Source organism: Pseudomonas sp. Irchel 3F6, assembly GCF_900187595.1.
Lineage (GTDB): Bacteria > Pseudomonadota > Gammaproteobacteria > Pseudomonadales > Pseudomonadaceae > Aquipseudomonas > Aquipseudomonas siliginis.
This window is the reverse complement of record NZ_FYDP01000004.1, coordinates 308,910-334,041: the sequence shown is the minus strand read 5'-3', so window position 1 is coordinate 334,041 and position 25,132 is coordinate 308,910. Positions and strand designations below refer to the sequence as shown.

General features: G+C 60.5%; 24 protein-coding genes. 7 read left to right on the top strand and 17 right to left on the bottom strand.

The annotated features are described in order from the left end of the window. Positions 1 to 8: 8 nt before the first annotated feature. On the bottom strand, positions 9 to 488 hold the full coding sequence (locus tag CKW30_RS16055) for an RNA pyrophosphohydrolase (protein ID WP_003229203.1): 480 nt from the start codon (positions 486 to 488) through the stop codon (positions 9 to 11). A gap of 143 nt (positions 489 to 631) precedes the next feature. Here CKW30_RS16055 and CKW30_RS16050 point away from each other — a divergent pair, with 143 nt between their 5' ends. Further along, positions 632 to 1,288 carry an HAD family phosphatase gene (locus CKW30_RS16050; RefSeq protein WP_041476856.1) on the top strand — a complete coding sequence of 219 codons (657 nt, stop codon included), beginning with the start codon at positions 632 to 634 and terminating at the stop codon, positions 1,286 to 1,288. Between the two features lie 120 nt (positions 1,289 to 1,408). On the opposite strand, the gene CKW30_RS16045 is transcribed toward CKW30_RS16050, so the two are convergent. After that, entirely contained in the window at positions 1,409 to 1,822 is a 414-nt protein-coding gene (locus CKW30_RS16045; RefSeq protein ID WP_056786263.1) for a DUF2269 family protein, read from the bottom strand. 41 nt (positions 1,823 to 1,863) lie between these two features. Continuing rightward, positions 1,864 to 3,378, bottom strand: a complete 1,515-nt coding sequence (ilvA, locus tag CKW30_RS16040; RefSeq protein WP_095181307.1) for a threonine ammonia-lyase, biosynthetic — start codon at positions 3,376 to 3,378, stop codon at positions 1,864 to 1,866. A gap of 317 nt (positions 3,379 to 3,695) precedes the next feature. Here ilvA and rpiA point away from each other — a divergent pair, with 317 nt between their 5' ends. Beyond that, positions 3,696 to 4,370 (top strand): ribose-5-phosphate isomerase RpiA, encoded by a 675-nt coding sequence (gene rpiA, locus CKW30_RS16035; RefSeq protein ID WP_007913886.1) that lies wholly within the window; start codon positions 3,696 to 3,698, stop codon positions 4,368 to 4,370. 145 nt (positions 4,371 to 4,515) lie between these two features. Here the strand turns inward: rpiA and CKW30_RS16030 are convergent, their stop codons facing one another. From CKW30_RS16030 to CKW30_RS16015, 4 genes are all read right to left on the bottom strand, one after another. Next, on the bottom strand, positions 4,516 to 5,433 hold the full coding sequence (locus CKW30_RS16030) for an SdiA-regulated domain-containing protein (RefSeq protein WP_041476859.1): 918 nt from the start codon (positions 5,431 to 5,433) through the stop codon (positions 4,516 to 4,518). Between the two features lie 183 nt (positions 5,434 to 5,616). Beyond that, on the bottom strand, positions 5,617 to 6,540 hold the full coding sequence (locus CKW30_RS16025) for an SdiA-regulated domain-containing protein (protein ID WP_095181306.1): 924 nt from the start codon (positions 6,538 to 6,540) through the stop codon (positions 5,617 to 5,619). Between the two features lie 204 nt (positions 6,541 to 6,744). After that, the gene (locus tag CKW30_RS16020) at positions 6,745 to 7,410 is read right to left on the bottom strand and encodes a fumarylacetoacetate hydrolase family protein (protein WP_095181305.1); all 666 of its coding nucleotides are present in this window, start codon (positions 7,408 to 7,410) and stop codon (positions 6,745 to 6,747) included. Between the two features lie 41 nt (positions 7,411 to 7,451). Continuing rightward, positions 7,452 to 8,846: an FAD-binding oxidoreductase gene (locus tag CKW30_RS16015; protein WP_024014706.1), complete on the bottom strand. Its 1,395-nt coding sequence runs from the start codon at positions 8,844 to 8,846 to the stop codon at positions 7,452 to 7,454. 205 nt (positions 8,847 to 9,051) lie between these two features. On the opposite strand from CKW30_RS16015, the gene serA reads away from it, so the two are divergent. Continuing rightward, positions 9,052 to 10,281 carry a phosphoglycerate dehydrogenase gene (serA, locus tag CKW30_RS16005; protein ID WP_024014707.1) on the top strand — a complete coding sequence of 410 codons (1,230 nt, stop codon included), beginning with the start codon at positions 9,052 to 9,054 and terminating at the stop codon, positions 10,279 to 10,281. Between the two features lie 102 nt (positions 10,282 to 10,383). On the opposite strand, the gene CKW30_RS16000 is transcribed toward serA, so the two are convergent. Continuing rightward, complete coding sequence (locus CKW30_RS16000) at positions 10,384 to 10,809, bottom strand: DUF4399 domain-containing protein (RefSeq protein ID WP_095181304.1); 426 nt, start codon at positions 10,807 to 10,809, stop codon at positions 10,384 to 10,386. A 135-nt stretch (positions 10,810 to 10,944) separates the two neighbouring features. Here CKW30_RS16000 and CKW30_RS15995 point away from each other — a divergent pair, with 135 nt between their 5' ends. Further along, positions 10,945 to 11,508 carry a transporter substrate-binding domain-containing protein gene (locus tag CKW30_RS15995; protein ID WP_095181303.1) on the top strand — a complete coding sequence of 188 codons (564 nt, stop codon included), beginning with the start codon at positions 10,945 to 10,947 and terminating at the stop codon, positions 11,506 to 11,508. Positions 11,509 to 11,732: 224 nt separating this feature from the next. On the opposite strand, the gene CKW30_RS15990 is transcribed toward CKW30_RS15995, so the two are convergent. Beyond that, entirely contained in the window at positions 11,733 to 12,218 is a 486-nt protein-coding gene (locus CKW30_RS15990; protein ID WP_095181302.1) for a DUF523 domain-containing protein, read from the bottom strand. A gap of 2 nt (positions 12,219 to 12,220) precedes the next feature. Further along, positions 12,221 to 12,853 carry a 2OG-Fe(II) oxygenase gene (locus CKW30_RS15985; protein WP_095181301.1) on the bottom strand — a complete coding sequence of 211 codons (633 nt, stop codon included), beginning with the start codon at positions 12,851 to 12,853 and terminating at the stop codon, positions 12,221 to 12,223. Positions 12,854 to 12,961: 108 nt separating this feature from the next. Here CKW30_RS15985 and CKW30_RS15980 point away from each other — a divergent pair, with 108 nt between their 5' ends. Continuing rightward, the gene (locus tag CKW30_RS15980) at positions 12,962 to 13,693 is read left to right on the top strand and encodes a DUF2059 domain-containing protein (RefSeq protein WP_095181300.1); all 732 of its coding nucleotides are present in this window, start codon (positions 12,962 to 12,964) and stop codon (positions 13,691 to 13,693) included. Between the two features lie 104 nt (positions 13,694 to 13,797). Here the strand turns inward: CKW30_RS15980 and CKW30_RS15975 are convergent, their stop codons facing one another. Further along, the gene (locus CKW30_RS15975; protein WP_095181299.1) at positions 13,798 to 14,745 is read right to left on the bottom strand and encodes an alpha/beta hydrolase; all 948 of its coding nucleotides are present in this window, start codon (positions 14,743 to 14,745) and stop codon (positions 13,798 to 13,800) included. Positions 14,746 to 14,844: 99 nt separating this feature from the next. Between CKW30_RS15975 and CKW30_RS15970 the strand changes: the two genes are divergently transcribed. Then, positions 14,845 to 15,423 (top strand): DUF6436 domain-containing protein, encoded by a 579-nt coding sequence (locus CKW30_RS15970; RefSeq protein ID WP_056786241.1) that lies wholly within the window; start codon positions 14,845 to 14,847, stop codon positions 15,421 to 15,423. 102 nt (positions 15,424 to 15,525) lie between these two features. Beyond that, on the top strand, positions 15,526 to 17,955 hold the full coding sequence (locus tag CKW30_RS15965) for a penicillin acylase family protein (RefSeq protein WP_095181298.1): 2,430 nt from the start codon (positions 15,526 to 15,528) through the stop codon (positions 17,953 to 17,955). 200 nt (positions 17,956 to 18,155) lie between these two features. Here CKW30_RS15965 and CKW30_RS15960 read toward each other — a convergent pair whose 3' ends face one another. The 6 genes from CKW30_RS15960 to CKW30_RS15935 form a co-directional block, all read right to left on the bottom strand. After that, entirely contained in the window at positions 18,156 to 19,046 is an 891-nt protein-coding gene (locus tag CKW30_RS15960) for an ABC transporter permease subunit (RefSeq protein WP_095181297.1), read from the bottom strand. Beyond that, entirely contained in the window at positions 19,043 to 19,924 is an 882-nt protein-coding gene (locus tag CKW30_RS15955) for an ABC transporter permease subunit (RefSeq protein ID WP_177327003.1), read from the bottom strand. Before CKW30_RS15955 ends, CKW30_RS15960 begins: the two co-directional genes overlap by 4 nt. A 35-nt stretch (positions 19,925 to 19,959) precedes the next feature. After that, positions 19,960 to 21,102, bottom strand: coding sequence for an ABC transporter ATP-binding protein (locus CKW30_RS15950; protein WP_016772662.1), 1,143 nt, complete (start codon positions 21,100 to 21,102; stop codon positions 19,960 to 19,962). Positions 21,103 to 21,165: 63 nt separating this feature from the next. Beyond that, on the bottom strand, positions 21,166 to 22,263 hold the full coding sequence (locus tag CKW30_RS15945) for a polyamine ABC transporter substrate-binding protein (RefSeq protein ID WP_095181296.1): 1,098 nt from the start codon (positions 22,261 to 22,263) through the stop codon (positions 21,166 to 21,168). A 186-nt stretch (positions 22,264 to 22,449) separates the two neighbouring features. Further along, positions 22,450 to 23,562 (bottom strand): polyamine ABC transporter substrate-binding protein, encoded by a 1,113-nt coding sequence (locus CKW30_RS15940; protein ID WP_039757472.1) that lies wholly within the window; start codon positions 23,560 to 23,562, stop codon positions 22,450 to 22,452. A 171-nt stretch (positions 23,563 to 23,733) separates the two neighbouring features. Continuing rightward, positions 23,734 to 25,098, bottom strand: coding sequence for an aspartate aminotransferase family protein (locus CKW30_RS15935; RefSeq protein WP_095181295.1), 1,365 nt, complete (start codon positions 25,096 to 25,098; stop codon positions 23,734 to 23,736). Positions 25,099 to 25,132 lie beyond the last annotated feature (34 nt).

Genomic DNA, 25,132 nt, shown 5'->3' with positions numbered 1-25,132 from the left:
CTCCGTCGTCAGTCGCGCGCTAAAAGGCGCGGGGCAAGCTCTTTGAGAGCGCGTCGATACACCTCGCGCTTGAATGTCACCACCTGGCCCAACGGATACCAATAGCTGACCCAGCGCCAGCCATCGAACTCCGGTTTACCGGTCAGATCCATCCGCACCCGCTGCTCGTTGGAGATCAGGCGCAGGAGGAACCATTTCTGTTTCTGGCCGATGCACAGCGGTTGGCTGTGGGTACGCACCAGGCGTTGCGGCAAACGATAGCGCAACCAGCCCCGGGTACAGGCCAGTATTTCAACATCTTCACGTTCCAGGCCAACTTCTTCGTTCAGCTCGCGGTACAAGGCGTCTTCCGGCGTCTCCTCGGGGTTGATCCCCCCTTGCGGAAACTGCCAGGCGTCCTGATTGATACGGCGAGCCCATAGCACCTGGCCGGCGTCATTCGTCAGAATGATCCCGACATTGGGGCGGAAACCATCGGGGTCGATCACGGCAACAACCTCGCAAACGCATGTCGCCGCATTGTTCCACAAAGCTTGATCAGGCGGCAACGAAGGTTCCTACCTTATGTGCACTCTTGTGAAAAGACCGTATTCTTGTCGCCTTTTTACTGACTTTTCAGCGGGTAACTGCAATGCGCCTGGCTCTATTCGATTTGGACAACACCCTACTGGGCGGCGACAGCGATCACGCTTGGGGCGATTATCTGTGCGAGCGCGGCTTCCTCGACCCGATCGCCTACAAGGCGCGCAACGACGAGTTCTATCAGGATTACCTGGCCGGCAAGCTGGACAACGCCGCCTACCTGAACTTCTGCCTGGAAATTCTCGGCCGCACGGAAATGGCCGTGCTTGAGCAATGGCACAGCGATTACATGCGCGACTGCATCGAGCCGATCGTGCTGCCCAAGGCACTGGAGCTGCTGAAGAAGCACCGCGATGCCGGCGACAAACTAGTGATCATCACCGCCACCAACCGTTTCGTGACGGCACCGATCGCCGTGCGCCTGGGCGTGGAAACCCTGATTGCCACCGAATGCGAAATGATCGACGGCCGCTACAGCGGGCGCAGCACCGACATCCCGTGCTTCCGCGAAGGCAAGGTCACGCGCCTCAATCGCTGGCTGGAAGAGACCGGCTATTCGCTCGAGGACAGCTATTTCTATAGCGATTCGATGAATGATCTGCCGCTGCTGGAGCAGGTGGCGAATCCGGTGGCGGTGGATCCGGATCCGAATCTGCGGGCCGAGGCCGAGAAGCGTGGCTGGCCGGTGATTTCGTTGCGCGACTGAGATTGCTATCGCTGGCAAGCCAGCTCCCACAGGGTTCTCAGTGTCCACTTAATCTGTGTTCACTGAATACCCCTGTGGGAGCTGGCTTGCCAGCGATGGGGGTCAACTCGGCCTCAAGCCTTAAACCGGCTTGGCCCCCATCAACGCCGCTATGGCGACAAATCCGACGCCGCTGACAATCGCCAGCGCCAGATTGAATGTGCGATTGCCCACCCCGCTCGTCCACAACCGATCCAGCCGGACCAGCAGCCAGACCGCACTGAACGTGGCCACGGCGTAGATCACGCTGGATCCCAGAATCCACAATTGGCCCAATGGCCAGCCCACCAGGTGCACCAACCACCAGCCGGTGAAAGGCATGCTGAGCATGCCGATCAGCATCAGACACCAGATGAACAGCCACGGACGGCGCATCGTACTGGCCGGCCCTTCGCTGCGATTTCGCCAGGTCAGGGCGGCGAGCCCCAGCCCGCTCGCGAGGATCACCACGGTCGCCGCAACGTGGAGGACTTTCAGGGTGGTCAGGGTTTCCATGTCGTTCTCATCCGTAGATCCATGCCCATCAGCGTAGCCGCTCAGCCAAGAAACAGCTGATAGGCCGGGTTGTCGCTTTCATCCCAGTATGGATAGCCGATTTCCACCAGCGCCGCCGGCACCAGATGACGTTCGTCATGCGGCACTTGCAAGCCGGCGACCACACGCCCGTCCGCCGCGCCGTGGTTGCGGTAGTGGAACATCGAGATGTTCCAGCGCCCGCCGAGCTTGTTGAGGAAGTTGAACAGCGCGCCCGGGCGCTCCGGGAATTCGAAGCGCAGCACCACTTCATCGACCACCTGCGCGGCGCGGCCACCGACCATGTGGCGAATGTGCAGCTTGGCCAGCTCGTTGTCGGTCAGGTCGAGCACCGGAAACCCCTGCTCGGTCAGGCTCGCCAGCAAGGCGCTGCGCGGATCGTTGTCCGGGTGGGTCTGCACGCCAACAAAGATGTGCGCTTCGCTGCCGGTGTTGTAGCGGTAATTGAATTCAGTGATCTGGCGCTTGCCGATGGCTTCGCAGAACGCCTTGAAGCTGCCGGCCTTTTCCGGAATGGTCACGGCGATGATCGCTTCGCGACCTTCGCCCAGTTCGGCGCGTTCGGCGACGTGGCGCAGGCGGTCAAAATTGACGTTGGCGCCGGAGTCGATGGCGACGAAAGTCTGCCCGCTGACGCCACGTTGCTCGACGTACTTCTTGATTCCGGCCACGCCCAGCGCGCCGGCAGGTTCGGTGATCGAGCGGGTATCGTCGTAGATATCCTTGATTGCTGCGCAGATCTCGTCGGTGCTGACGGTAATCACTTCGTCGACGTAATCCTTGCAGATCTCGAAGGTGTACTGGCCGATCTGCGCCACCGCCACGCCGTCGGCGAAAATGCCCACGGCCGGCAGAACCACGCGCTCGCCCGCTGCCATTGCCGCTTGCAGGCAGTTGGAGTCGTCCGGCTCGACGCCAATTACCTTGATGTCCGGACGCAGGTATTTCACGTAGGCCGCGATACCGGCGATCAGGCCGCCACCGCCGACCGGGACGAAAATCGCATCCAGCGGCTGCGGGTGCTGACGCAGGATTTCCATGGCCACGGTGCCCTGCCCGGCAATGGTGTGCGGATCGTCGTACGGGTGGATGTAGACGTAGCCTTTTTCATCGACCAGTTTCAGCGAATAGGCCAGCGCTTCCGGAAACGAGTCACCGTGCAGCACCACTTTGCCGCCGCGCGAACGCACGCCTTCGACTTTGATTTCCGGGGTGGTCTTGGGCATGACGATGGTGGCTTTGACGCCCAACACTTTCGCCGCCAGAGCCAGACCCTGCGCATGATTGCCCGCCGACGCGGTGACCACGCCACGAGCGCGCTCTTCGTCGCTCAATTGCGTCAGCTTGTTGTAGGCGCCGCGAATCTTGAACGAGAACACTGGCTGCAAGTCTTCGCGCTTGAGCCAGATGTCATTGCCCAGCCGCTCGGAGAGCTGGCGGGCGTTCTGCAGCGGGGTTTCTACGGCAACGTCATAAACGCGCGAGGTGAGGATCTTTTTGACGTACTGTTCGAGCATCGGAAAGCATCACTGGCGATTGGGCGGGACCAGCGAGTCTAACCCGCCTTTTGCCGAGGCGACCACACTAAACAGGTGGTTTTAAGGTCTGGAAACCCAATCTTGAGTGAGCACCGTTGTGGTGAGGGGATTTATCCCCGCTGGAGTGCGAAGCGCTCCCCTGCTTTTTTTCAGTCACACCGCGTTCCTGGGTTTTACGACGACTGCGTCGCCGAACGGGGATAAATCCCCTCGCCACAGCTTGTTTCCCCCTGTACCACCGCGAGGCCTATAATGCCGGCCTTTCTGCCCAACCCTTGCCCGCTTCCGGAGCCCGCATGACCCAGGATCAACTCAAACAGGCCGTGGCCCAGGCCGCCGTCGACTTCATCCTGCCGAAACTCGACGACAAGAGCATCGTCGGCGTCGGCACCGGCTCCACCGCCAACTGCTTCATCGACGCCTTGGCCCAGCACAAGGGCGCGTTCGATGGCGCCGTTGCCAGCTCCGAAGCCACTGCCGCGCGCCTCAAGGGCCACGGGATTCCGGTGTATGAGCTGAATACCGTCAGCGATCTGGAGTTCTACGTCGACGGCGCCGATGAGAGCGATGCGCACCTGAACCTGATCAAGGGCGGCGGCGCGGCGCTGACCCGCGAGAAGATTGTCGCCGCTGTGGCCAAGACCTTCATCTGCATCGCTGACGCCAGCAAACTGGTGCCGGTACTCGGCGAGTTCCCGCTGCCGGTGGAAGTCATCCCGATGGCCCGCAGCCACGTTGCCCGCCAACTGGTCAAACTGGGTGGCGACCCGGTCTACCGCGAAGGCGTGCTGACCGACAATGGCAACATCATCCTCGACGTGTTCAACCTGCAGATCACCAACCCGGTGGAGCTGGAAGCACAGATCAATGCCATCGTCGGCGTGGTCACCAACGGCCTGTTCGCCGCGCGTCCGGCGGATCTGTTGTTGCTGGGCACCAGTGAAGGCGTGAAAACCCTGAAGGCTGAGTAAGCCGGACTGCCCACACTGGTGTGGGCAAATGAAATACCTGTGGGAGCTGGCTTGCCAGCGATAGCGGCCTGTCAGTCAACAATGATGTTGAAAGTGATGGCCTCATCGCTGGCAAGCCAGCTCCCACAGTGTTTTGGGGTGTTGGTTAGGGCTGTGCCGGTTTCTTGAACACGTAAAACAGATTCGGCTCGCTCACCAGGTACAACGTGCCGTCATCATCCATTGCAATTCCCTCCGCCTGCGGCACGGTTTTCTGCAAACCCTGGCGCCCGCCGCTGATCGACATGGTGCTCAACGGGCGCCCGTCGACATCCAGTTCGATAATCAACCGCGACTCGTCCGACAGCGCCAGCAAGTGCCCGCTGCGCTCGTCGTACTGCAGACTCGACAGATCACGCACAAACATTCCGGCATCGCGCTTGGGGTTGTTGATCACGTGCACCGCGTAGGTCTTGTCCGGTTTGAAATGCGGGAAGCCGTGGACTTCGTAGATCAGCATCGGGTCGCGTTCTTTCGCCACGAACAGCCGCTTGCCCACAGAATCATAAGCAAGCCCTTCGAAACCCTTGTTGCCGGACATGTGCACGCCAAGGGTCATTTGCTCGGCATCCTCGGCATCGAGAAAAGTGGTGTCGGCCTCGAGGTGGATCTTGATCAGGCGTTGCTGACGCTCGTCGGTGATCACGTAGGTGTCGGCACTGATGTACTCGACGGCTTCCGGATCGCCAAACCCCACCAGAGCGATGCGCCGCAGAATCTTGCCTTCCAGGGACAATTCGACCAGTTCGGAATTCTTGTTGGTGACCGTGAACAGACTTTTGCGCACCGGATCGTAGGTCAGCGCCGAGACGTCATCGTCGAGCCCCTCGATCGGCCGCGCCTCGATCGTCACCCGATACTGGTCGAGCCCGATCGCCTCGCTGCTCACCGGTTGCCACAGCGTGTGCAGGTTGAACCAGGCGCGCTCGAACAGACGCAGGTATTGGCCGATCGCGATCAACGCAATCAGGACAATCATCAACAGGACGAGAATCAGCGGTTTGGGGCGGGCAAGTCGACGCATTCAGGCAGGCTCGGATTCATGACAGGCCGATGAAATATCACGCCTGTCTGAACTGAAGCTTAATGGCCACTTGCCTCAGATCACAAGCCAAGCGCCGTAGGAGCTGCCGAAGGCTGCGATTTTTTGACTTTCATAAGCAAGATCAAAAGATCGCAGCCTGCGGCAGCTCCTACAGGGAAGGCATCACCGGTGTTTTTCGAATCGGTAGAACAGGTTCGGCTCGCTGACCATGTACAGCGTGCCGTCCGCATCCATGGTCATGCCTTCGGCGCGGGGAATGGTGTCTTTCAGACCGTTGAAATTCCCAAGCAACGTCATGAAGCTGACTTGCTTGCCATCCTCGTCGAGTTCAAGCAACAGGTGTGAATCCGCCGACAGCACCAGCAGATGGCCAGTGCGCGGATCGACAGCCAGCGCCGACAGGTTGCGCAGATCCAGCTGATCGCTGGCCAGCTTCTGCTTGTCGCCCTCCAGGGTCTGGCCGCCATCGCTTTTCCAGGTGAACAGCGCCGGTGGGCGTTCCTCCCCCAGAATCAATCGCTGATTGCGCGGATCCCACGTGATGGCCTCAAACGCCTTGTTCTGATCTTTCGACGGCCCGAGGTCGTATTTCGGGAAATCGGCGATGTTCAGCTCACGAGTCGCGGCGTCGATCTTGACGATCGACAAGGTATGCTCACGCTCATCGACAATGGCCAGCAAGCCGTTTTCCATGACCGTCAGGCCTTCCGGATTGCTCCAGCCCACCAGCGGCATCTTGCGCAACACGTCGCCCTGAAGCGTCAGCTCGACCAGGAAGGCATTCTTGCCCATCACCGCAAACAGGGTCTTGGTCTGCGGGTTATAGGCCAGATCCGAAGCTTCGTCCTTTTCCATGCCCGGCAGCGGCTTGGCATCGATCACCACCTGATAATCCGGCAGCCACACACTCTCCTTTTGCTCGGCCTTGCTCTCGAAGCGCTCCAGCACCCACAGCACGCCGCGATCATCCCAATGCATGGCGAACGCCAGTCCATAGGCTGCGGCGATGACCAGCAACAGCCAGACATACCAGCGCAGGACGAAGCGCGAACGGGAGGGGGATTTCTGCTGAGTTCGAGATGCCATCGAGGGATGCGTTCCGTTAATTCAGGCCAAGGGTAATAGCACAAAGAGGCCGGCTGAGACGCCAGAATCGCGGGAATTATCCAGAGAGGATGTGAAAAAAACGGGAAATGGCGGGATTGGCGTGTGCGTTTGCCAGCAACACAATTGTGGCGAGGGGATTTATCCCCTCACCACAAAGCTCACCCCCTGCAAGGGCTTCTGCGGTTAGCGCACGCTGCTGCTGAAGCTGCTCGCCCCCGGCAGTTCGAGGACGATTTCATCGCCGACGTTCAGCGGGCCGACGCCCACTGGCGTGCCGGTGAGGATCACGTCACCGGCCTGCAGCGAGAAGCAGCCAGCCATGTGCTGGATCATCGGCACGATCGGGTTGAGCATCGCGCTGCTGTTGCCGTCCTGGCGCACTTCGCCGTTGATGGTCAGGCGGATGCCGATGTCGGTCAGGTCAGCGAAGGTGCTGCCGACCACGAACGGCGCGATCACCGCCGCGCCGTCGAACGACTTGGCGATTTCCCACGGCAGGCCCTTGGCTTTCAGCTCGGCTTGCTTGTCGCGCAGGGTCAGGTCCAGCGCCGGGGCAAAACCGAAGATTGCGTCGAGGACTTCTTCACGGCTCGGTTTGGTCGACAGCGGCTTGCCGATCAACACAGCGATTTCCGCTTCGTAGTGCACCGAACCGCGCTCGGTCGGAATGCTGAAACCGCCTTCCAGCGGCACCACGCAACTGCCCGGCTTGATGAACAGCAGCGGCTCGGTCGGCACCGGATTGTCCAGTTCCTTGGCGTGTTCGGCATAATTGCGGCCAATGCATACGACTTTCCCGATCGGGAAGTGAATGCGCGTGCCGTCGACGTACTGGTGCTGATAGCTCATTTACCGACTCCTGCCTTTATTGATTCAACAGAGATTACCGATCAAACCGGGAAAATCTTGCCCGGGTTCATGATGCCGTTCGGGTCGAACACTGCCTTGACCGCTTTCATGTACTCGATCTCGGCCGGCGAGCGGCTGTAGGTCAGGTAATCGCGCTTGGTCATACCGACGCCGTGCTCGGCCGAGATCGAGCCGTTGTACTTCTCGACGGTTTCGAACACCCACTTGTTGACGGTGGCGCACTTGGCAAAGAACTCGTCCTTGCTCAGGTTTTCCGGCTTGAGAATGTTCAGGTGCAGATTGCCGTCGCCGATGTGGCCGAACCAGACGATTTCGAAATCCGGGTAGTGCTCGCCAACGATCGCGTCGATTTCGCGCAGGAACGCCGGTACTTTCGAGACGGTAACCGAGATGTCGTTCTTGTACGGCGTCCAGTGGGAGATGGTTTCGGAGATGTACTCGCGCAGCTTCCACAGATTGTGCAGCTGGGTTTCGCTCTGGCTCATCACACCGTCGAGTACCCAGCCTTGTTCGACACAGTGCTCGAAGGTTTCCAGCGCGCTGTTGGCCACTTCTTCGGTAGTCGCTTCGAATTCCAGCAGGGCGTAGAACGGGCACTCGGTGTCGAATGGCGCCGGCACGTCGCCACGGCCCATGACCTTGGCCAGCGCCTTGTCGGAGAAGAATTCGAACGCCGTCAGGTCGAGTTTGCCCTGGAAGGCATGCAGCACCGGCATGATCGAATCGAAATCGGCGGTACCGAGGACCATCGCCGTGAGGTTTTTCGGCGCGCGATCAAGGCGCATGGTCGCTTCGACGACGAAACCGAGGGTGCCTTCGGCGCCGATGAACAGCTGACGCAGGTCGTAACCGGTGGCGTTCTTGATCAGGTCCTTGTTCAGTTCCAGCACATCGCCCTTGCCGGTGACGACCTTCATGCCGGCCACCCAGTTGCGGGTCATGCCGTAGCGAATCACTTTGATCCCGCCGGCATTGGTGCCGATATTGCCGCCAATCTGGCTGGAACCTGCCGAGGCGAAATCGACCGGATAGTACAGGCCGTTTTCTTCGGCGACGTTCTGCAGATGCTCAGTGACCACGCCCGGCTGGCACACGGCGGTGCGATCGGTGAGGTTGACGTCGAGAATCTGGTTCATGTAATCGAACGAAACCACCACTTCACCATTGGCCGCCACCGCAGCGGCGGACAACCCGGTGCGCCCGCCGGATGGCACCAGCGCAACCTTGTGAGTGTTGGCCCAACGCACCACGGCCTGCACTTGCTCGATGGTCTTGGGAAACACGATGGCGCTCGGTGCCGGGGCGAAGTGCTTGGTCCAATCCTTGCCGTAAGTGTTCAGGGAGTCGGCGTCGGTGAGGACTTTGCCAGGCTCAACCAGGGTCTTCAGTTCATCAATCAGCGCAGGATTGGTCATCGACAGAACTCTCGAACAATTCATGGTCATCCTGAGAACGCTTCACGTCGCAGGAATGAGTGTTTAGCGGGGTGGCTATGCTAGCATACCGACCCCGCAGGACAGTGCCCAAGGCCAGATCCGCGGTGACGGCTTTGTTGCCGTGCGGGTCAGCTCCAGGCTGCTCCCTCCCTGCCATTTTTCTCCGGGATACAGGTTTACGCAGATGAGCAAGACTTCTCTCGATAAGAGCAAGATCAAGTTCCTTCTTCTCGAAGGCGTCCACCAATCGGCTGTCGACGTCCTCAAGGCGGCGGGCTACACCAGCATCGAATACCTGACTGGTTCCTTGCCGGAAGCCCAGCTCAAGGAAAAGATTGCTGACGCTCACTTCATCGGCATTCGCTCGCGCACGCAACTGACCGAAGAGATCTTCGATCACGCGAAGAAACTGGTCGCGGTCGGCTGTTTCTGCATCGGCACCAACCAGGTTGACCTCAGTGCGGCCCGCGAGCGCGGTATTGCCGTGTTTAACGCGCCGTACTCCAACACCCGTTCCGTAGCCGAGCTGGTACTGGCCGAAGCGATCCTGCTGCTGCGCGGCATCCCTGAGAAAAATGCCTCCTGCCACCGTGGCGGCTGGATCAAGTCCGCTGCCAACTCGTTCGAGATCCGTGGCAAGAAACTGGGCATCGTCGGCTACGGCTCGATCGGCACGCAGCTGTCGGTTCTGGCTGAAGGTCTGGGCATGCAAGTGTTCTTCTATGACACCGTGACCAAGCTGCCACTGGGCAACGCTACGCAGGTCAACAATCTGCACGAGCTGCTGGGCATGTCCGACATCGTCACCCTGCACGTACCGGAAACCGCCGCCACTCAGTGGATGATCGGCGAGAAGGAAATCCGCGCCATCAAGAAGGGCGGCATCCTGATCAACGCTGCACGTGGCACCGTGGTCGAGCTCGACGCCTTGGCGGACGCGATCAAGGACAAGCACCTGATCGGCGCGGCCATCGACGTGTTCCCGGTGGAGCCCCGCTCCAACGACGAAGAGTTCGAAAGCCCGCTGCGTGGCCTCGACAACGTGATCCTGACCCCGCACATCGGCGGCTCGACCGCCGAAGCGCAAGCCAACATCGGTCTGGAAGTGGCGGAGAAACTGGTCAAGTACAGCGACAACGGTACCTCGGTGTCGTCGGTCAACTTCCCGGAAGTGGCCCTGCCGGCTCACCCTGGCAAGCACCGCCTGCTGCACATCCACGAGAACATCCCGGGTGTGATGAGCGAGATCAACAAGGTCTTCGCCGAAAACGGCATCAACATCTCCGGTCAGTTCCTGCAGACCAACGAGAAGGTCGGTTACGTGGTGATCGACGTCGATGCCGAATACTCGGAGCTGGCGCAAGAGAAGCTGCAACACGTCAACGGTACTATCCGTAGTCGGGTGCTTTTCTAAAAGCCTACAAGCGGCAAGTGAAAGCGCTTTGCCTTTACTTGCCGCTTGCAGCTAGCCACTTGAAGCTGAATAAAAAAGGGAGCCCCGAAAGGCTCCCTTTTTTTATTTCACGTTGACCGTGATTTTTTCCGAAACGATCGATGGGTCGAACGGCATGTGGCCGCTGTCGCCGAGGATCAGTTGCAAGGTGTGCTTGCCCGGGGCCAGTTTGATCGTGGCTTCGGTCTGCGCCTTGCCGAAATGCATGTGGTGAGCGTCAGTCGGAATCGGCGCGCCTTCGGCCGGCAGGTCGTCGACGTCGATCAGCAGGTGATGGTGGCCGGTGTTCCTGGTGGTGTCACCCGCCGGGGCCAGCGCGACGTTCTTGACGCCGAACTTGACCTTGAATTCCTGCGAGACGGTGGCGCCGTCCTCGGGAGAAACGATGAACACTTCAGCATCCTTCGGCGCTGGCGTCGCCGCACTGGCCAGCACCGAAACACCCATCAGCACACCGGCCAACGCTGCACGAGACATAAAGCTTTTCATTTTCTTCTCCAGTTTTTCCGTAAAATCCGCACGGTCATGACAACTTCATGACCATTCGTTGTCGAAGGCACTCGACAACCATAGCAAAGCGAGCCTGAATCAGAGCGTCGCGATAATGATTTCAAAGGAGTGACCATGCGCTTGCTGCCTGGCCTGATCTGCCTGCTACCCCTTCTGAGCCCGCTGGCTCACGCCGAACTGATTGATGACGTCAACGACCGTGGCGAGCTGCGCATAGCCCTTGAGGCTAATACACCGCCCTTCAATTACAAGGAAGGCGACACCCTCACGGGGTTCGAGGTCGAGCTTGGGCAACTTCTGGCCCAGGAGCTGGATGTACGCGCCGACTTCATCGTCACCGACGAGGGCGACCTGCTCCAAGGCGTTGAAAGCGGCAAATACGATGTCGCGCTCAACCACATAGCACTGACACCCGAACTCAAGGATCGTTTCGACTTCAGCGAGCCGTACGGCGAGGTCGACGGGCAATTGCTGGCGAAGAAGGACGAGACGCCGCGGCCGCTGGTGCTGGTGCAGGCGTTGACCGAAGCGAAGCCGAAAGCGGCAGCGCCGGTCGAGTTGGCGATCCCGTTTCAGAAGGGTAATCCGGCATTTCAGGCCAGCCTCAAGAGCGCGCTGGAACGGATCAAGGCGGATGGGCGGTTGGCGGCGCTGTCCGAGAAGTGGTTGAAACCGTAAGAGCCCCTCACCCTAACCCTCTCCCGGAGGGAGAGGGAACTGATCCGGGGATGCTTTAGAGGTACGCCGACTTGGGATTGCTATACCGAATCCGAAATCGACTGATCATGGCTTTGTCGAATCCCTGGTCGCCAAGGTCTTTCAGGTCGATGGACAGCGCCAGACACCTCGGTCGGCCCCCTCTCCCCCCGGGAGAGGGCTGGGGTGAGGGCAACGATGGCGGATCAGTCCAAAGCCGCCAGAGTCACCGCCGCCTCAACCAGCTCAAGTTCACTGAAAACCCGAACCCCATGACGCTTGAGCAACGCCGCCGTCACCCCTTCGCCACTGACTTTGACCCCACTGAACGTGCCGTCATACGTCAACAGATTCCCGCAAGAGGGGCTGTTGGCCTTGAGCACCGCCACCCGAATGCCGTGCTTTTGCACCAGTTCCAGCGCTTGCCGCGCCCCCTCGAGAAATTGCGCGCTGACATCCTCGCCATCGGTAGTGATCACAGCAGCAGTGCCATCCAGCACCTCACCGCCCTGCCCGCCGGGAATCTCCGCCGCCGCCCGCGGCGTCGGCAATCCACCGGCCACCTCCGGACACAACGGCACTACCCGCCCTTCTTCGATCCACTGCTCAAGCAGATCAAACGGCCCGCTCGCGCCACCGTCATAACGCACGCGATGGCCCAGCAGGCAGCGACTGACCAGGATCTTTTCCATGTTCAGAACGGCTCGTTGCCACGGCGACGGAACCAGCCAGTCAGCGACAGCCGTTCGCGCTGGGCCGGCAATACTTCGTGAGGCACTTCGCCGGAGAGAAACACCGCTAGGCAGCCGCCGGTCGGCTGCACGTCGTGCACGCGCTCATCGCCCAGGTACATGCGCAACTGTCCGCCGTCCTCCGGCAGCCAGGCGTCGTTGAGGTAGATCACGGCCGAGACCATGCGCCGGTCATCATCGCGAAAGCGGTCGAGATGCTTGAGGTAGAACGCGCCGGGCGGGTACAGGGCGAAATGGCATTCGAAATCTTCAAGCCCCAGAAACAAGCCACGATTGAGTGCCTCGCGCAGCCTGTCCATCAGGCTCAGGTAGCGGTCAGTGGCGTCGGCCTGACCCGGGTCGATCCACTGGATGTGATCGCCGCGAATACCCTCGCGAATCTCCGAAAACGGCCCGCGACCGACCGCCGCCGGCGCCAGCTCACCCTCGGCTTCACGTTTACGGCACTCAGCCGCCAGCGCCCGGGTCAGATCGGCGGGCAGGAAGATGTTCTGCTGCGACCAGCCGTGTTCGGCCAGGTCGTCGACAATGCGTAACAGCAGCGGGTGTTCAGAGGATATCGGCATGGCGCGCATAGTATGCCGACGGCGATAAATCCGACAGAGCCACGCAGCGCCTTGCTAGGAATTCTCGACAAGTACCGGCACCGCACGGACAATAGTCCGCTGCTGACAGGAGTCCCTATGCGCCGTTTGCTTTTTTCACTGTTGATGTTCTGCGTATTGCCCGCCTGGGCGGACGGCCACGATCAGTTGTACAACGTCGCCGGCTGGCCAGAACAACGCGCGCATTTCAACGATGCCCTGAGCGCCGCCCAGCAGCGCTATCAGAACAGCCTGCCGCCTGCGGTATTTCAGGCGCTGGTCAACAACAGCAATCAACGCTTTGCCGCGCAGGCCATGGATCAGCGTGCCGAAGCGCAACTGCGGCAGAAACTCGCCGACCCGAAACCAGCGCTGACCTTCTTCCAGTCACCGCTGGGCAAGAAAATCGTCGCCGCCGAATTGCTCGCAACCCGTCGCGATCAACTGGCAAAAAATGCCCAGGGCCTGCCGAAGATGCAGGCCAGCGACAGTCGCTTGCTGATCATCGGCCATCTCGCTCAGGCCCTGCCGGCCCGTGAGGCTGGCGCCGAGGTCAGCCTGGCGATTGCCGGCGTGGCAGCGGACAGCTTGAGTTCGATGATTCCGGGATTGCTTGGCGGCGGTCAGGCGCAGGGCATGTTGAATGGTCAGCGCCAGCGGCTGATGGATCAGATTGGCGCCGATCTGAACAACACGTTGCTCTACGTCTATCGCGATTTGTCGGATGAAGAGCTGGAAGAGTTTGCGACGTTTGCCGAGTCGACCGAGGGCAAGGCTTACTACCAGGCGGCACTGGCGGCGATTCGGGCGGGGTTGGCGGTCGGCCAGTGATGTTCGTTACCTGAAAGATCGCATTCGCGAGCAGGCTCGCTCCCACAGTTGTAACGCATTCCCCTGTGGGAGCGAGCCTGCTCGCGAAGAGGCCCTCCCAGGCACTAGAGATTCCGGCCCCTGATCCGCTTGCTCAAGAATTCGAAATACTCCTCACGCATCTCCGCCGTTTCATTGGCCAGGTGATGCCGTGCCTCGGCCAACAGCAGAATCTGCGGCCGGTCGAACTTCCATTTCAACACCTGCAGATTGTGCTGCCAGTCGACAGTCATGTCCGCCTGCCCCTGAATGATCAGCGGCCGTCGCGGACTTTTTTTCGCGTGCTCGACGCGGATGATCCAGCGCGACAGCGCGCCCACCCATTTCGTCGGCAGACGTCTTGGCTGCAACGGATCGGCCAGCAGAAACGGCAGAAAATCCGGATCGTTGGAGTTCTCGCTGAAGCGTCGCGCCACACCGCGTACAAACGGCCGCAGCAGGTAATAACTCAGCTGCGACCAGCCCCACGCCCTTGGTCGCACCAACGGCGCCAGCAGAATCACCTGCCCCTGCGCCGGGCTGTTCTCGCCATAATTGAGCAGATGATCGACGACAATCGCGCCACCGGTGCTTTGCCCGCACAAATGCCAAGGCTGCGGCAGCGCGATCGAGTTCGCTTCAGCGAACAGCGCCTGCAACACGTCCTGGTATTCAGCGAAATCACGAATGCTTGCCCGTGGCCCGCTCGACAGACCATGGCCCGGCAAGTCGCAGGCGATCACGGCGAAATCCTGATCCAGCGCCCACTCGATCACATGCCGGTACAGGCCGATGTGGTCGTAATAACCGTGGAGCAGAAACAGCGTCGCCTTGACCTTCTCCGGCCACCAGCAATGGCTGACCAGCTCGTAGCCATCGACTTCGAAACGACCCATGCCGCGCCAGACATCGCGCTCGGCGAAGTCGGTCTTGTAGAAGCGCTGATAATCCTTCGCCTCATCCGATAACGGCTGCCACTCGGCCAATGGCTTGAGGCTCGCGCGTAAATGATCGGGGTCGAAAGTATCAGGCATGCGGACATTCCAGAGCGGGAAACGGACTTTATCGGCCTGCGATATTCATCTCTAGAGGCAGACATGGCAAGCTAGCCGGCCTTTCGAGGATCGAAAACCATGCGTTCGCCCTACCGCACCGCACTGTTCGCCAGCCTGCTCGCGCTGATCTGCGCCGGGGTGCTATGGGCGGCGTATGACTGGTTTCAGGGCCGCTATCTGCGCGCGTTCAGCGAACATACGGCGGTATTTTCCGGTGACCCGCTGCGCCTGCCGGACAACCTCGCCGGGCCGGGAAATATCCGCCTCGTGCACTTCTGGGACCCGGCCTGTCCGTGCAATGTCGGCAATCAACAGCACCTGAGCGAGATGGTCGAACAGTTCGGCGCGCGTGGAGTGGAGTTCTTCGCCGTGCAAAAGCCCGGCAGCCACGGCCAGTTGCCCGCCACCCTCGCCAGCCTGAAAACCATCATCGTCCTGCCCGGCGCCGAACAGATCCCCGCCAGCCCTGCCGTGGCGATCTGGGATCGCAGCGGCAAACTCGCCTACTTCGGCCCGTACAGCGAAGGCTTGACCTGCAACTCCAGCAACAGCTTTATCGAACCGATCCTGCATGCCCTGACGGAAGATCGCCCGGTCAATGCTACCCACACCTTGGCGGTGGGTTGTTATTGCCCATGGCCGGCGGACGCGAAGTAAGGCATTCCGGACTTTTCAAGGACAGCGCTGCACCGCACAGATGCTCTGTGCTAAATGTTTGCAGCCCGACGGGTGGCCTTCCCGCCTGCACAAGGAGTCACCATGAAGCGTGCGTTGATCGTCGTTGCCCTGCTCATCGTTGTCCTGCTCGGCGCCGCCGGCGGGTATATCTACAGCAAGCAGCCGACGCGCCAGGGCCAGGTCGAGCTGCGCAACCTGCAAGGCTCGGTGACCGTGCGCTATGACGAGCGCGGTGTGCCGCATATCCGCGCCGAGAACGAAACCGACCTCTATCGCGCCCTCGGTTATGTGCACGCGCAGGATCGTCTGTTCCAGATGGAAGCCATGCGCCGCCTCGCCCGGGGCGAGCTGGCCGAAGTGCTCGGGCCGAAACTGCTCGACACCGACAAACTGTTTCGCAGCCTGCGCATCCGCGAGCGCGCGGCCAGTTACGTCGCCAGCCTCGACAAGCAGTCGCCGGCATGGAAGGGCCTGCAAGCCTATCTGGATGGCATCAACCAATATCAGGACACCCACGCCGCGCCGATCGAGTTCGACGTGCTGGGCATCCCCAAACGGCCGTTCACTGCCGAAGACAGCATCAGCGTCGCCGGTTACATGGCCTATAGCTTTGCCGCCGCATTTCGCACCGAGCCGCTGCTGACCTACGTGCGCGATCAGCTCGGCGCCGATTACCTCAATGTGTTCGATCTCGACTGGCTGGCCAAAGGCGTTCTGGCCACCGATCACACCCGGCACGCACCGGCCCTCGCCGCTGGCGACTGGCAGGACCTCACCGCCCTCGCCCGCCTCACCGCCCTCGCCCGCCTCAGCGAACAGGCGCTGCTCGACAACGGCCTGCCGCAGTTCGAGGGCAGCAACGCCTGGGTGATTGCCGGCAGCCGCAGCCAGAGTGGCAAGCCGTTGCTGGCCGGCGATCCGCATATCCGCTTTTCGGTGCCGTCGGTGTGGTACGAGGCGCAGCTGTCGGCGCCGGGTTTCGAGTTGTACGGCCATCATCAGGCACTGGTGCCGTTCGCGTTTCTGGGACACAACCTCGATTTCGGCTGGAGCCTGACCATGTTCCAGAACGACGATCTCGACCTGATCGCCGAGAAGGTCAACCCGGACAACCCCAATCAAGTCTGGTATCGCGGTCAGTGGACCGAGATGCTCGTCACCGAACAACAGATCAATGTGAAGGGGCAGGCGCCGGTGACCCTCACCTTGCGCCAGTCCCCGCACGGCCCCATCGTCAACGATGCCCTCGGCAGCGCTGCCGGCAAGACCCCGATCGCGATGTGGTGGGCGTTCCTCGAAACACCTAACCCGATCCTCGACGGCTTCTACCAGCTCAACCGCGCCGACACGTTGGCCAAGGCCCGCGCGGCAGCGGCCAAGGTGCAGGCGCCGGGCCTGAATCTGGTGTACGCCAACGCCAAAGGCGATATCGCCTGGTGGGCCTCGGCCTTGCTGCCCAAACGTCCGGCCGGGGTGCAACCGGGCTTCATCCTCGACGGCAGCACGCCCGAAGCGGACAAGGACGGCTACTACCCGTTCAGCGCCAACCCGCAGGAAGAGAACCCGGCGCGCGGCTATATCGTCTCGGCCAACTTCCAGCCCGTGTCGCCGACCGGCATGGAGATCCCCGGTTACTACAACCTTGCCGATCGTGGTCAGCAGCTTGACCGTCAGCTCAGCGACAACCGGGTGAAGTGGAGCAACGAGGCCAACCAGCAACTGCAACTGGGCACGGCGACCGGTTACGGCCCGCGTCTGTTGGCGCCACTGTTGCCGGTGTTGCGTGAGGTGGTGAGTGATCCGGCGCAGCTGAAACTGGTCGAGCAACTGGCGCAGTGGCCCGGCGACTATCCGCTGAATTCGATCAGCGCGACGGTGTTCAACCAATTCCTCTACGACCTTGCCGACGCGTCGATGCGCGATGAGTTGGGCAATGAATTCTTCGAGACACTGCTGTCGACGCGGGTAATCGATTCGGCGTTGCCACGCCTGACGGCCAAGGCGGACTCACCGTGGTGGGACAATCGCAGCACGCCGGCCAAAGAAACCCGCGCCGATGTCGTGCGCACGGCGTGGGCGGCAAGCATGGCGCATCTGAAACTGACCCTCGGCGATAACGTGGCCGGTTGGCAGTGGGGCGCGGCGCACACCCTGACTCACGGCCATCCGCTGGGGCAGCAGAAGCCGCTGGATCGCCTGTTCAACGTCGGCCCGTTCGCGGCGCCGGGCAGCCACGAAGTGCCAAACAACCTCTCGGCGAAGATCGGCCCGGCGCCATGGCCGGTGACCTATGGACCGTCGACGCGGCGTCTGGTGGATTTTGCCGATCCGGTCCATAGCCTGACGATCAATCCGGTCGGCCAGAGTGGCGTGCCGCTGGACAGTCACTATGACGACCAGGCCGAGGCGTATGTGGAGGGGATTTATGTGCAGGCGCATTTCAGCGAGGAAGAGGTGCTGGCGAATACGCGCAGTACGTTGAAGCTGCTGCCTGCGCGGGCTGCGCGATAGATTGATGCAATCTGCACCGGCCCTTTCGCGAGCAAGCTCGCTCCCACAGGAGATTGCATTCCAAATGTGGGAGCGAGCCTGCTCGCGAAAGCGCTGTGTCAGCCGGCATCTGAGTCGACTGACACTCTGTCTTCGCGAGCAGGCTCGCTCCCACATTTACAACCAGGTTGGCCGCAGGGTTGAGGCCAACCTGATATTGCTTAGGCCGCTTCCGGCGCTGGCGCGCGGCGTGCGTCCGGTTGTTTCCACGAATCGGCGGCGCTTTCTTCGATGGCTTGCTGGATGGCTTTCTTGCGTGCTTCTTCGGCGCGGCGGCTGAAGAACCAGACGAGGAAGGTCACCAGCGACACCGCCAGCAGAATGAGACTGGCCACGGCGTTGATCTCCGGCTTCACGCCCAGGCGCACGGCCGAGAACACTTCCATCGGCAGCGTCGTCGAACCCGGGCCGGACACGAAGCTCGCCAGCACCAGGTCATCCAGCGACAGCGCGAACGACATCATGCCGCCCGCCGCCAGCGATGGTGCGATCATCGGGATGGTGATCAGGAAGAACACCTTCCACGGCCGCGCGCCCAAGTCCATCGCCGCCTCTTCGATCGACAGGTCCAGCTCACGCAAGCGCGCTGACACCACCACCGCCACATACGCGGCGCAGAACGTGGTGTGGGCGATCCAGATGGTGACGATGCCGCGCTCCTGCGGCCAGCCGATCATTTGGGCCATGGCCACGAACAGCAGCAACAGCGACAGACCGGTGATCACTTCCGGCATCACCAGTGGTGCGGTCACCAGGCCGCCGAACAGCGTGCGGCCCTTGAAGCGGGTGATACGGGTCAGCACGAACGCTGCCAGGGTACCCAGTGCCACCGCCGCCACGGCGGTGTAGCAGGCGATTTCCAGCGAGCGCAACACCGAGCCCATCAATTGCGAGTTGTCGAGCAGGCCGACGTACCACTTCACCGACCAGCCGCCCCACACCGTCACCAGTTTCGAGGCGTTGAACGAGTAGATCACCAGGATCAGCATCGGCAGATAGATGAACAGCAGACCCAGTACCAGCATCAGGCTGGAGAAACGGAAGCGCTTCATTCTTTACCCTCCATTTCCTTGGCCTGACTGCGGTTGAACAGAATGATCGGCACAATCAGGATCGCCAGCATCACCACCGCCAGCGCGGACGCCACCGGCCAGTCGCGGTTGTTGAAGAATTCTTGCCACAGCACTTTACCGATCATCAAGGTTTCCGGGCCGCCCAGCAGTTCCGGGATCACGAACTCGCCGACCACCGGAATGAACACCAGCATGCAGCCGGCAATGATGCCGTTCTTGGACAGCGGAATGGTGATTTTCCAGAAGCTGTTGAAGGTGCTCGAACCCAGATCCGACGCGGCTTCCAGCAGACTCTGATCATGCTTCACCAAGTTGGCGTACAGCGGCAGGATCATGAACGGCAGGTACGAATAGACAATCCCGATGTACACCGCCAGGTTGGTGTTGAGGATCTGCAGCGGCTCGTCGATCAGGCCCATGCTCATCAGGAAGCCGTTGAGCAGGCCGTTGTTGCTGAGGATGCCCATCCACGCGTACACGCGGATCAGGATCGCCGTCCAGGTCGGCATCATGATCAGCAGCACCAGCACCGTTTGCAGCTCCTTGCGCGCGCTGGCGATGGCGTAGGCCATCGGGTAACCGATCAGCAGGCACAGCACGGTGCTGATAAAGGCCATTTTCAGCGAGCCGAGATAGGCGGCGATGTACAGTTCGTCGTCGCCAAGCAACGCGTAGTTGCCCAGGTTCAGCAGCAGTTGCAGCTTCTGCTCGGCGTAGGTGTAGATCTCGGTGTACGGCGGGATCGCCACGTCGGCTTCGGCGAAGCTGATCTTCAGAACGATGAAGAACGGCAGCATGAAGAACAGGAACAGCCAGATGAACGGCACCCCGATGACCAGCTGCCGGCCATTGGGGATGATTCGGTTTATACGGCGTTTGAATTTGCGCATGTTCATGAGCGAAGTACCACGCCGCTATCGTCTTCCCACCACACGTAGACCTGATCGCCCCAGGTCGGACGCGCGCCGCGACGTTCGGCGTTGGCGACGAACGACTGCACCAGTTTGCCGCTCGGCAATTCGACGTAGAACACCGAGTGCCCGCCCAGATAAGCGATGTCGTGGACCTTGCCGCTCGACCAGTTGTACTCGCAGGTCGGCATGTCGGCGGTGACCAGCAGTTTTTCCGGGCGAATCGCGTAGGTGACCGACTTGTCCTGCACCGAGGTACTGATGCCGTGGCCGACGTAGATCTGCCGGTCGAGGTCCTTGCAGGTGATGGTCGCGTGGCCTTCGGCGTCGTCGATCACTTCGCCTTCGAAGATGTTGACGTTGCCGATGAATTCGCAGACCAGACGGCTGGTCGGGGTTTCGTAGATATCGATCGGGCTACCGATCTGCGCGATCCAGCCCAGGTGCATGATGGCGATGCGCTCGGCCATGGTCATGGCCTCTTCCTGGTCGTGAGTCACCATCACGCAGGTCACACCGACGCGCTCGATGATTTCCACCAGTTCCAGCTGCATCTGCGAACGCAGCTTTTTGTCCAGTGCGCCCATCGGTTCGTCGAGCAGCAACAGCTTCGGCCGCTTGGCCAGCGAACGGGCCAGGGCCACGCGTTGACGCTGGCCGCCGGACAGTTGATGCGGCTTGCGCTTGGCGTACTGGCTCATCTGCACCAGCTTGAGCATCTCGGCCACGCGGGCGTCGATCTCGGCCTTGGGGATCTTGTCCTGCTGCAAGCCGAAGGCAATGTTCTGCGCCACGGTCATGTGCGGGAACAAAGCGTAGGACTGGAACATCATGTTGATCGGACGGTCGTACGGCGGCATGTCGGTGATGTCGACGCCGTCGAGGAAAATCCGCCCTTCCGTGGGCCGTTCGAAGCCTGCCAGCATCCGTAGCAAGGTGGATTTGCCCGATCCCGAACCGCCGAGCAGAGCAAAAATTTCGCCCTTCTTGATTTCCAGGGACACGTCGTCCACGGCAATCGTCTCGTCGAACTTCTTCGTGACCCGGTCGATTTTGACCAGCACCTGTTTTGGTGTCTGGTCGCCCTCGAGGGCTTTCTTGTAGGCGCCGGAGGCAACTGCCATTTACGAAACTCCCAACAGAAGCAGCAGTTCGCCCCGCAAGACGAACCCTGGATAGTTTGTGCGTTATTTGCCCGACTTGACCTTGGTCCAGCTACGGGTCATCAAACGCTGAATATTGGCTGGCAACTCGGTCGACACGTAGGTCTTGTCGAGGACTGCTTGCGGTGGGTAAACCGCTTCATCGGTGCGAATGGATTGTTCCATCAGCTTGTCCGAACCCGGATTGGGGTTGGCGTAACCGACGTAATCACTGACCTGGGCGATCACCTCAGGTTTCAGCAAATAATTGATGAAGGCGTGGGCCTCTTTGACGTTGGACGAATCCTTGGGGATCGCCAGCATGTCGAACCACAGCGCGCCGCCCTCTTTCGGAATCGAATAGGCGATGTTGACGCCCTTCTTGGCTTCCTCGGCACGGTTCTTCGCCTGGAAGATATCGCCGGAGAAACCGATGGCCACGCAGATGTCGCCGTTGGCCAGATCGCCGATGTACTTCGACGAATGGAAATAGGTCACGTAGCGACGCACCGCGAGCAGCTTGGCGGTGGCCTTTTCGTAGTCCTTGGTGTTGGTGCTGTTGGCGTTCAGGCCCAGGTAATTGAGCATGGTCGGCATCATTTCGTCAGCCGAATCGAGGAACGCGACACCGCAGCTGTGCAGCTTCTTGATGTTTTCCGGCTCGAACAGCACGGCCCAGGAATCGATCTTGTCGATACCCAGCACAGCTTTGACCTTGTCGACGTTGTAGCCGATGCCGTTGGTGCCCCACAGATACGGTACGGCGTAGAGGTTGCCGGGATCGTTCTGCTCCAGGCGCTTGAGCAGCACCGGGTCGAGGTTGGAATAATTCGGCAACTGCGCCTTGTCGAGCTTCTGGAACGCGCCCGCCTTGATCTGCTTGCCAAGGAAGTGGTTCGACGGCACGACCACGTCGTAACCGGTGCGCCCGGCGAGCAGCTTGCCTTCCAGGGTTTCGTTGGAGTCGAAAACGTCGTAGACCGGTTTGATCCCGGTCTCTTTCTCGAAGTCGGCCAGAGTCGATTCGCCGATGTAATCGGACCAGTTATAAATATGCACCGTACCGGCAGCCTGGGCTCCGACAGCGATTGTCAGGCCGGCAGCGGCCAGCAGGGCTTTGCGCAAAGAAGAAAATACAGGCAAGTGGAGGTCCTCTAAATTGATTGGGCCCAAGTTGCCCCGCGCTGCATGACAGCCATGGCTGCCCGACAACAAAACCGGCGCGCAACTTACCCTCGAAAAACCGATCCAGCAAAACTTTCTGTCATTTAATTATCCGCTGGCCGCCGTCGCGACGACGACGGCCAGTGGTTGTGGCGACAAACCGGCTTATTTGCCCGATTTGATCTTGGTCCAGCTGCGGGTGATCAGACGCAGTGTGGCGGCGTCCAGATCGCTGATCGCATAGAGCTGCTTCTTCACTTCAGCCGAAGGATAGATGCTCGGGTCGCTGGTGATGTCCTTGTCCACCAGAGGCGTTGCCGCCTTGTTGCCGTTCGGGAAACGCACGGCGTTGGTGATGCCGGCCATCACTTGCGGCTCCAGCAGGTAGTTCATGAACTTGTAGGCGGCTTCGACGTTTTCGGCATCCTTGGGAATGGCGACCATGTCGTAGAAAGTACCGGCGCCTTCTTTCGGAATGGTGTAGGCCAGCTTGACCTTGTCACCGGCTTCCTGAGCGCGGGTCTTGGATTGCTCCAGGTCACCCGAGTAACCGACGGCGACGCAGATGTTGCCGTTGGCCAGGTCCGAGATGTACTTGGAAGAGTGGAAGTAGGCGACCGAAGGACGGATCTTCAGGAACAGGTCTTCGGCAGCTTTCAGATCAGCCTTGTCCTTGCTGTTGGTCGGCTTGCCCAGATAGTGCAATGCCGCCGGAATCATTTCGGTCGGCGCATCGAGGAAGCTCACGCCGCAGCTTTTGAGCTTCTCGATGTTTTCCGGCTTGAACACCACGTCCCACGAATCGATCTTGTCGATGCCCAGCGCGGCCTTGACCTTGGCCGGGTTGTAGCCGATGCCGATCGAGCCCCACATGTACGGGAAGGCGTGTTTGTTGCCCTGGTCGCTGGCATCGCCAACGGCCTTGAGCAGGTCTTCGTCGAGGTTTTTCCAGTTTGGCAGCTTGGACTTGTCCAGCTCCTGGTAAACGCCGGCCTTGATCTGCTTGGCGAGGAAGTTGTTGGAAGGCACCACGATGTCGTAACCGGACTTGCCGGCCAGCAGCTTGGCTTCCAGGGTTTCGTTACTGTCGAAGACGTCGTAGACGACTTTGATCCCGGTGGCTTTTTCGAAGTTGGCCACGGTGTCCGGCGCGATGTAGTCGGACCAGTTGTAGACGTGCAGCACCTTGTCGTCCGCGTGCACCGCACCCGCCATCATGCCCGCCATGGACAGCGCGAGCAGAGTCTTGCCAGCTAGCTTTTTACCTAATGCCTTCATGCGTCATGCTCCAAATTTTTCTTTTTTGAACCACTTTGTTCAGCGGCCGAACCCGGACAACTGGAACCGCGGCTAGTCTGGCAAGATCCGAGGCGGTCTTTCAACAAAAGACCGGCCTTTCTGACAGCTTTGAGCGAGTGCGCCGCAGCTCCCCCGCCCAAAGCCTAGCACCTAGGCCTGCAGCGCATTGAGGGTCAGGTCCAGACACTTGCGTGCTTTTGTAACCAGCTCATCGATCTCGGCTTTGCTGATCACCAGCGGCGGCGCGATGATCATGGTGTCGCCGACTGCGCGCATGATCAGGCCGTTGTCGAAGCAGAACTGCCGGCAGATCATGCCCACGCCCTTGCCTTCGTAACGCTTGCGCGTGGCCTTGTCCTGCACCAGCTCGATCGCCCCCAGCAGACCGACGCCGCGAACTTCACCCACCAACGGGTGATCGTTCAGCTCGCGCAGACGTTTCTGCAAATACGGTGCCGTTTCGTTGTGGGCGTTCTCGATAATTTTTTCGTCGCGCAGGATGCGGATGTTTTCCAGGCCCACCGCTGCTGCCACCGGGTGCCCGGAGTAAGTGAAGCCGTGGTTGAAATCGCCGCCTTCGTTGAGCACGGCCACCACCGAATCACGCACGATCAATCCGCCCATCGGGATGTAGCCGGAGGTCAGGCCCTTGGCGATGGTCATCATGTCAGGCGCAAGGTCGTAGAAATCGCTACCGAACCACTCACCGGTACGGCCAAAGCCGCAGATCACTTCATCGGCAACGAAGAGGATGTCGTACTTGGCGAGGATTTCCTTGATGCGCGGCCAGTAGGTGTCGGGCGGAATGATCACGCCGCCGGCACCCTGAATAGGCTCGGCAATAAAGGCACCGACGTTGTCGACGCCGACTTCGAGAATCTTCTCTTCGAGCTGATTGGCCGCCCAGATGCCGAACTCTTCCGGCGACATGTCACCACCCTCGGCGAACCAATACGGCTGGGCGATGTGGACGATGCCCGGAATCGGCAGGTCGCCCTGCTCGTGCATATAAGTCATGCCGCCGAGGCTCGCGCCGGCCACGGTCGAACCGTGATAACCGTTCTTGCGGCTGATGATGACTTTCTTGTTCGGCTGGCCTTTGATCGCCCAGTAGTGACGGACCATGCGCAACATGGTGTCGTTGCCTTCAGAGCCGGAGCCGGTGAAGAACACGTGGTTCATGCCTTCTGGCGCCACGTCGGCAATCGCCTTGGCCAGTTCCAGTGCCGGCGGGTGGGCAGTCTGGAAGAACAGGTTGTAGTACGGCAGCTCGCGCATCTGTTTGGCGGCGGCATCGGCCAGTTCATCGCGACCGTAACCGATCGCCACGCACCAGAGGCCAGCCATGCCGTCGAGGATCTTGTTGCCTTCGCTGTCCCACAGATAAACGCCCTTGGCGTTGGTGATGATCCGCGGGCCCTTCTCTTTCAGTTGCTTGAAGTCGCTGAACGGGGCCAGGTGGTGATCGCTGCTCAGCGCTTGCCACTCACGGGTTTGCGGGTTGTTGCTGGTCATGCCAATTCTCCTTGTTATCGGTGAAGGCGCGACG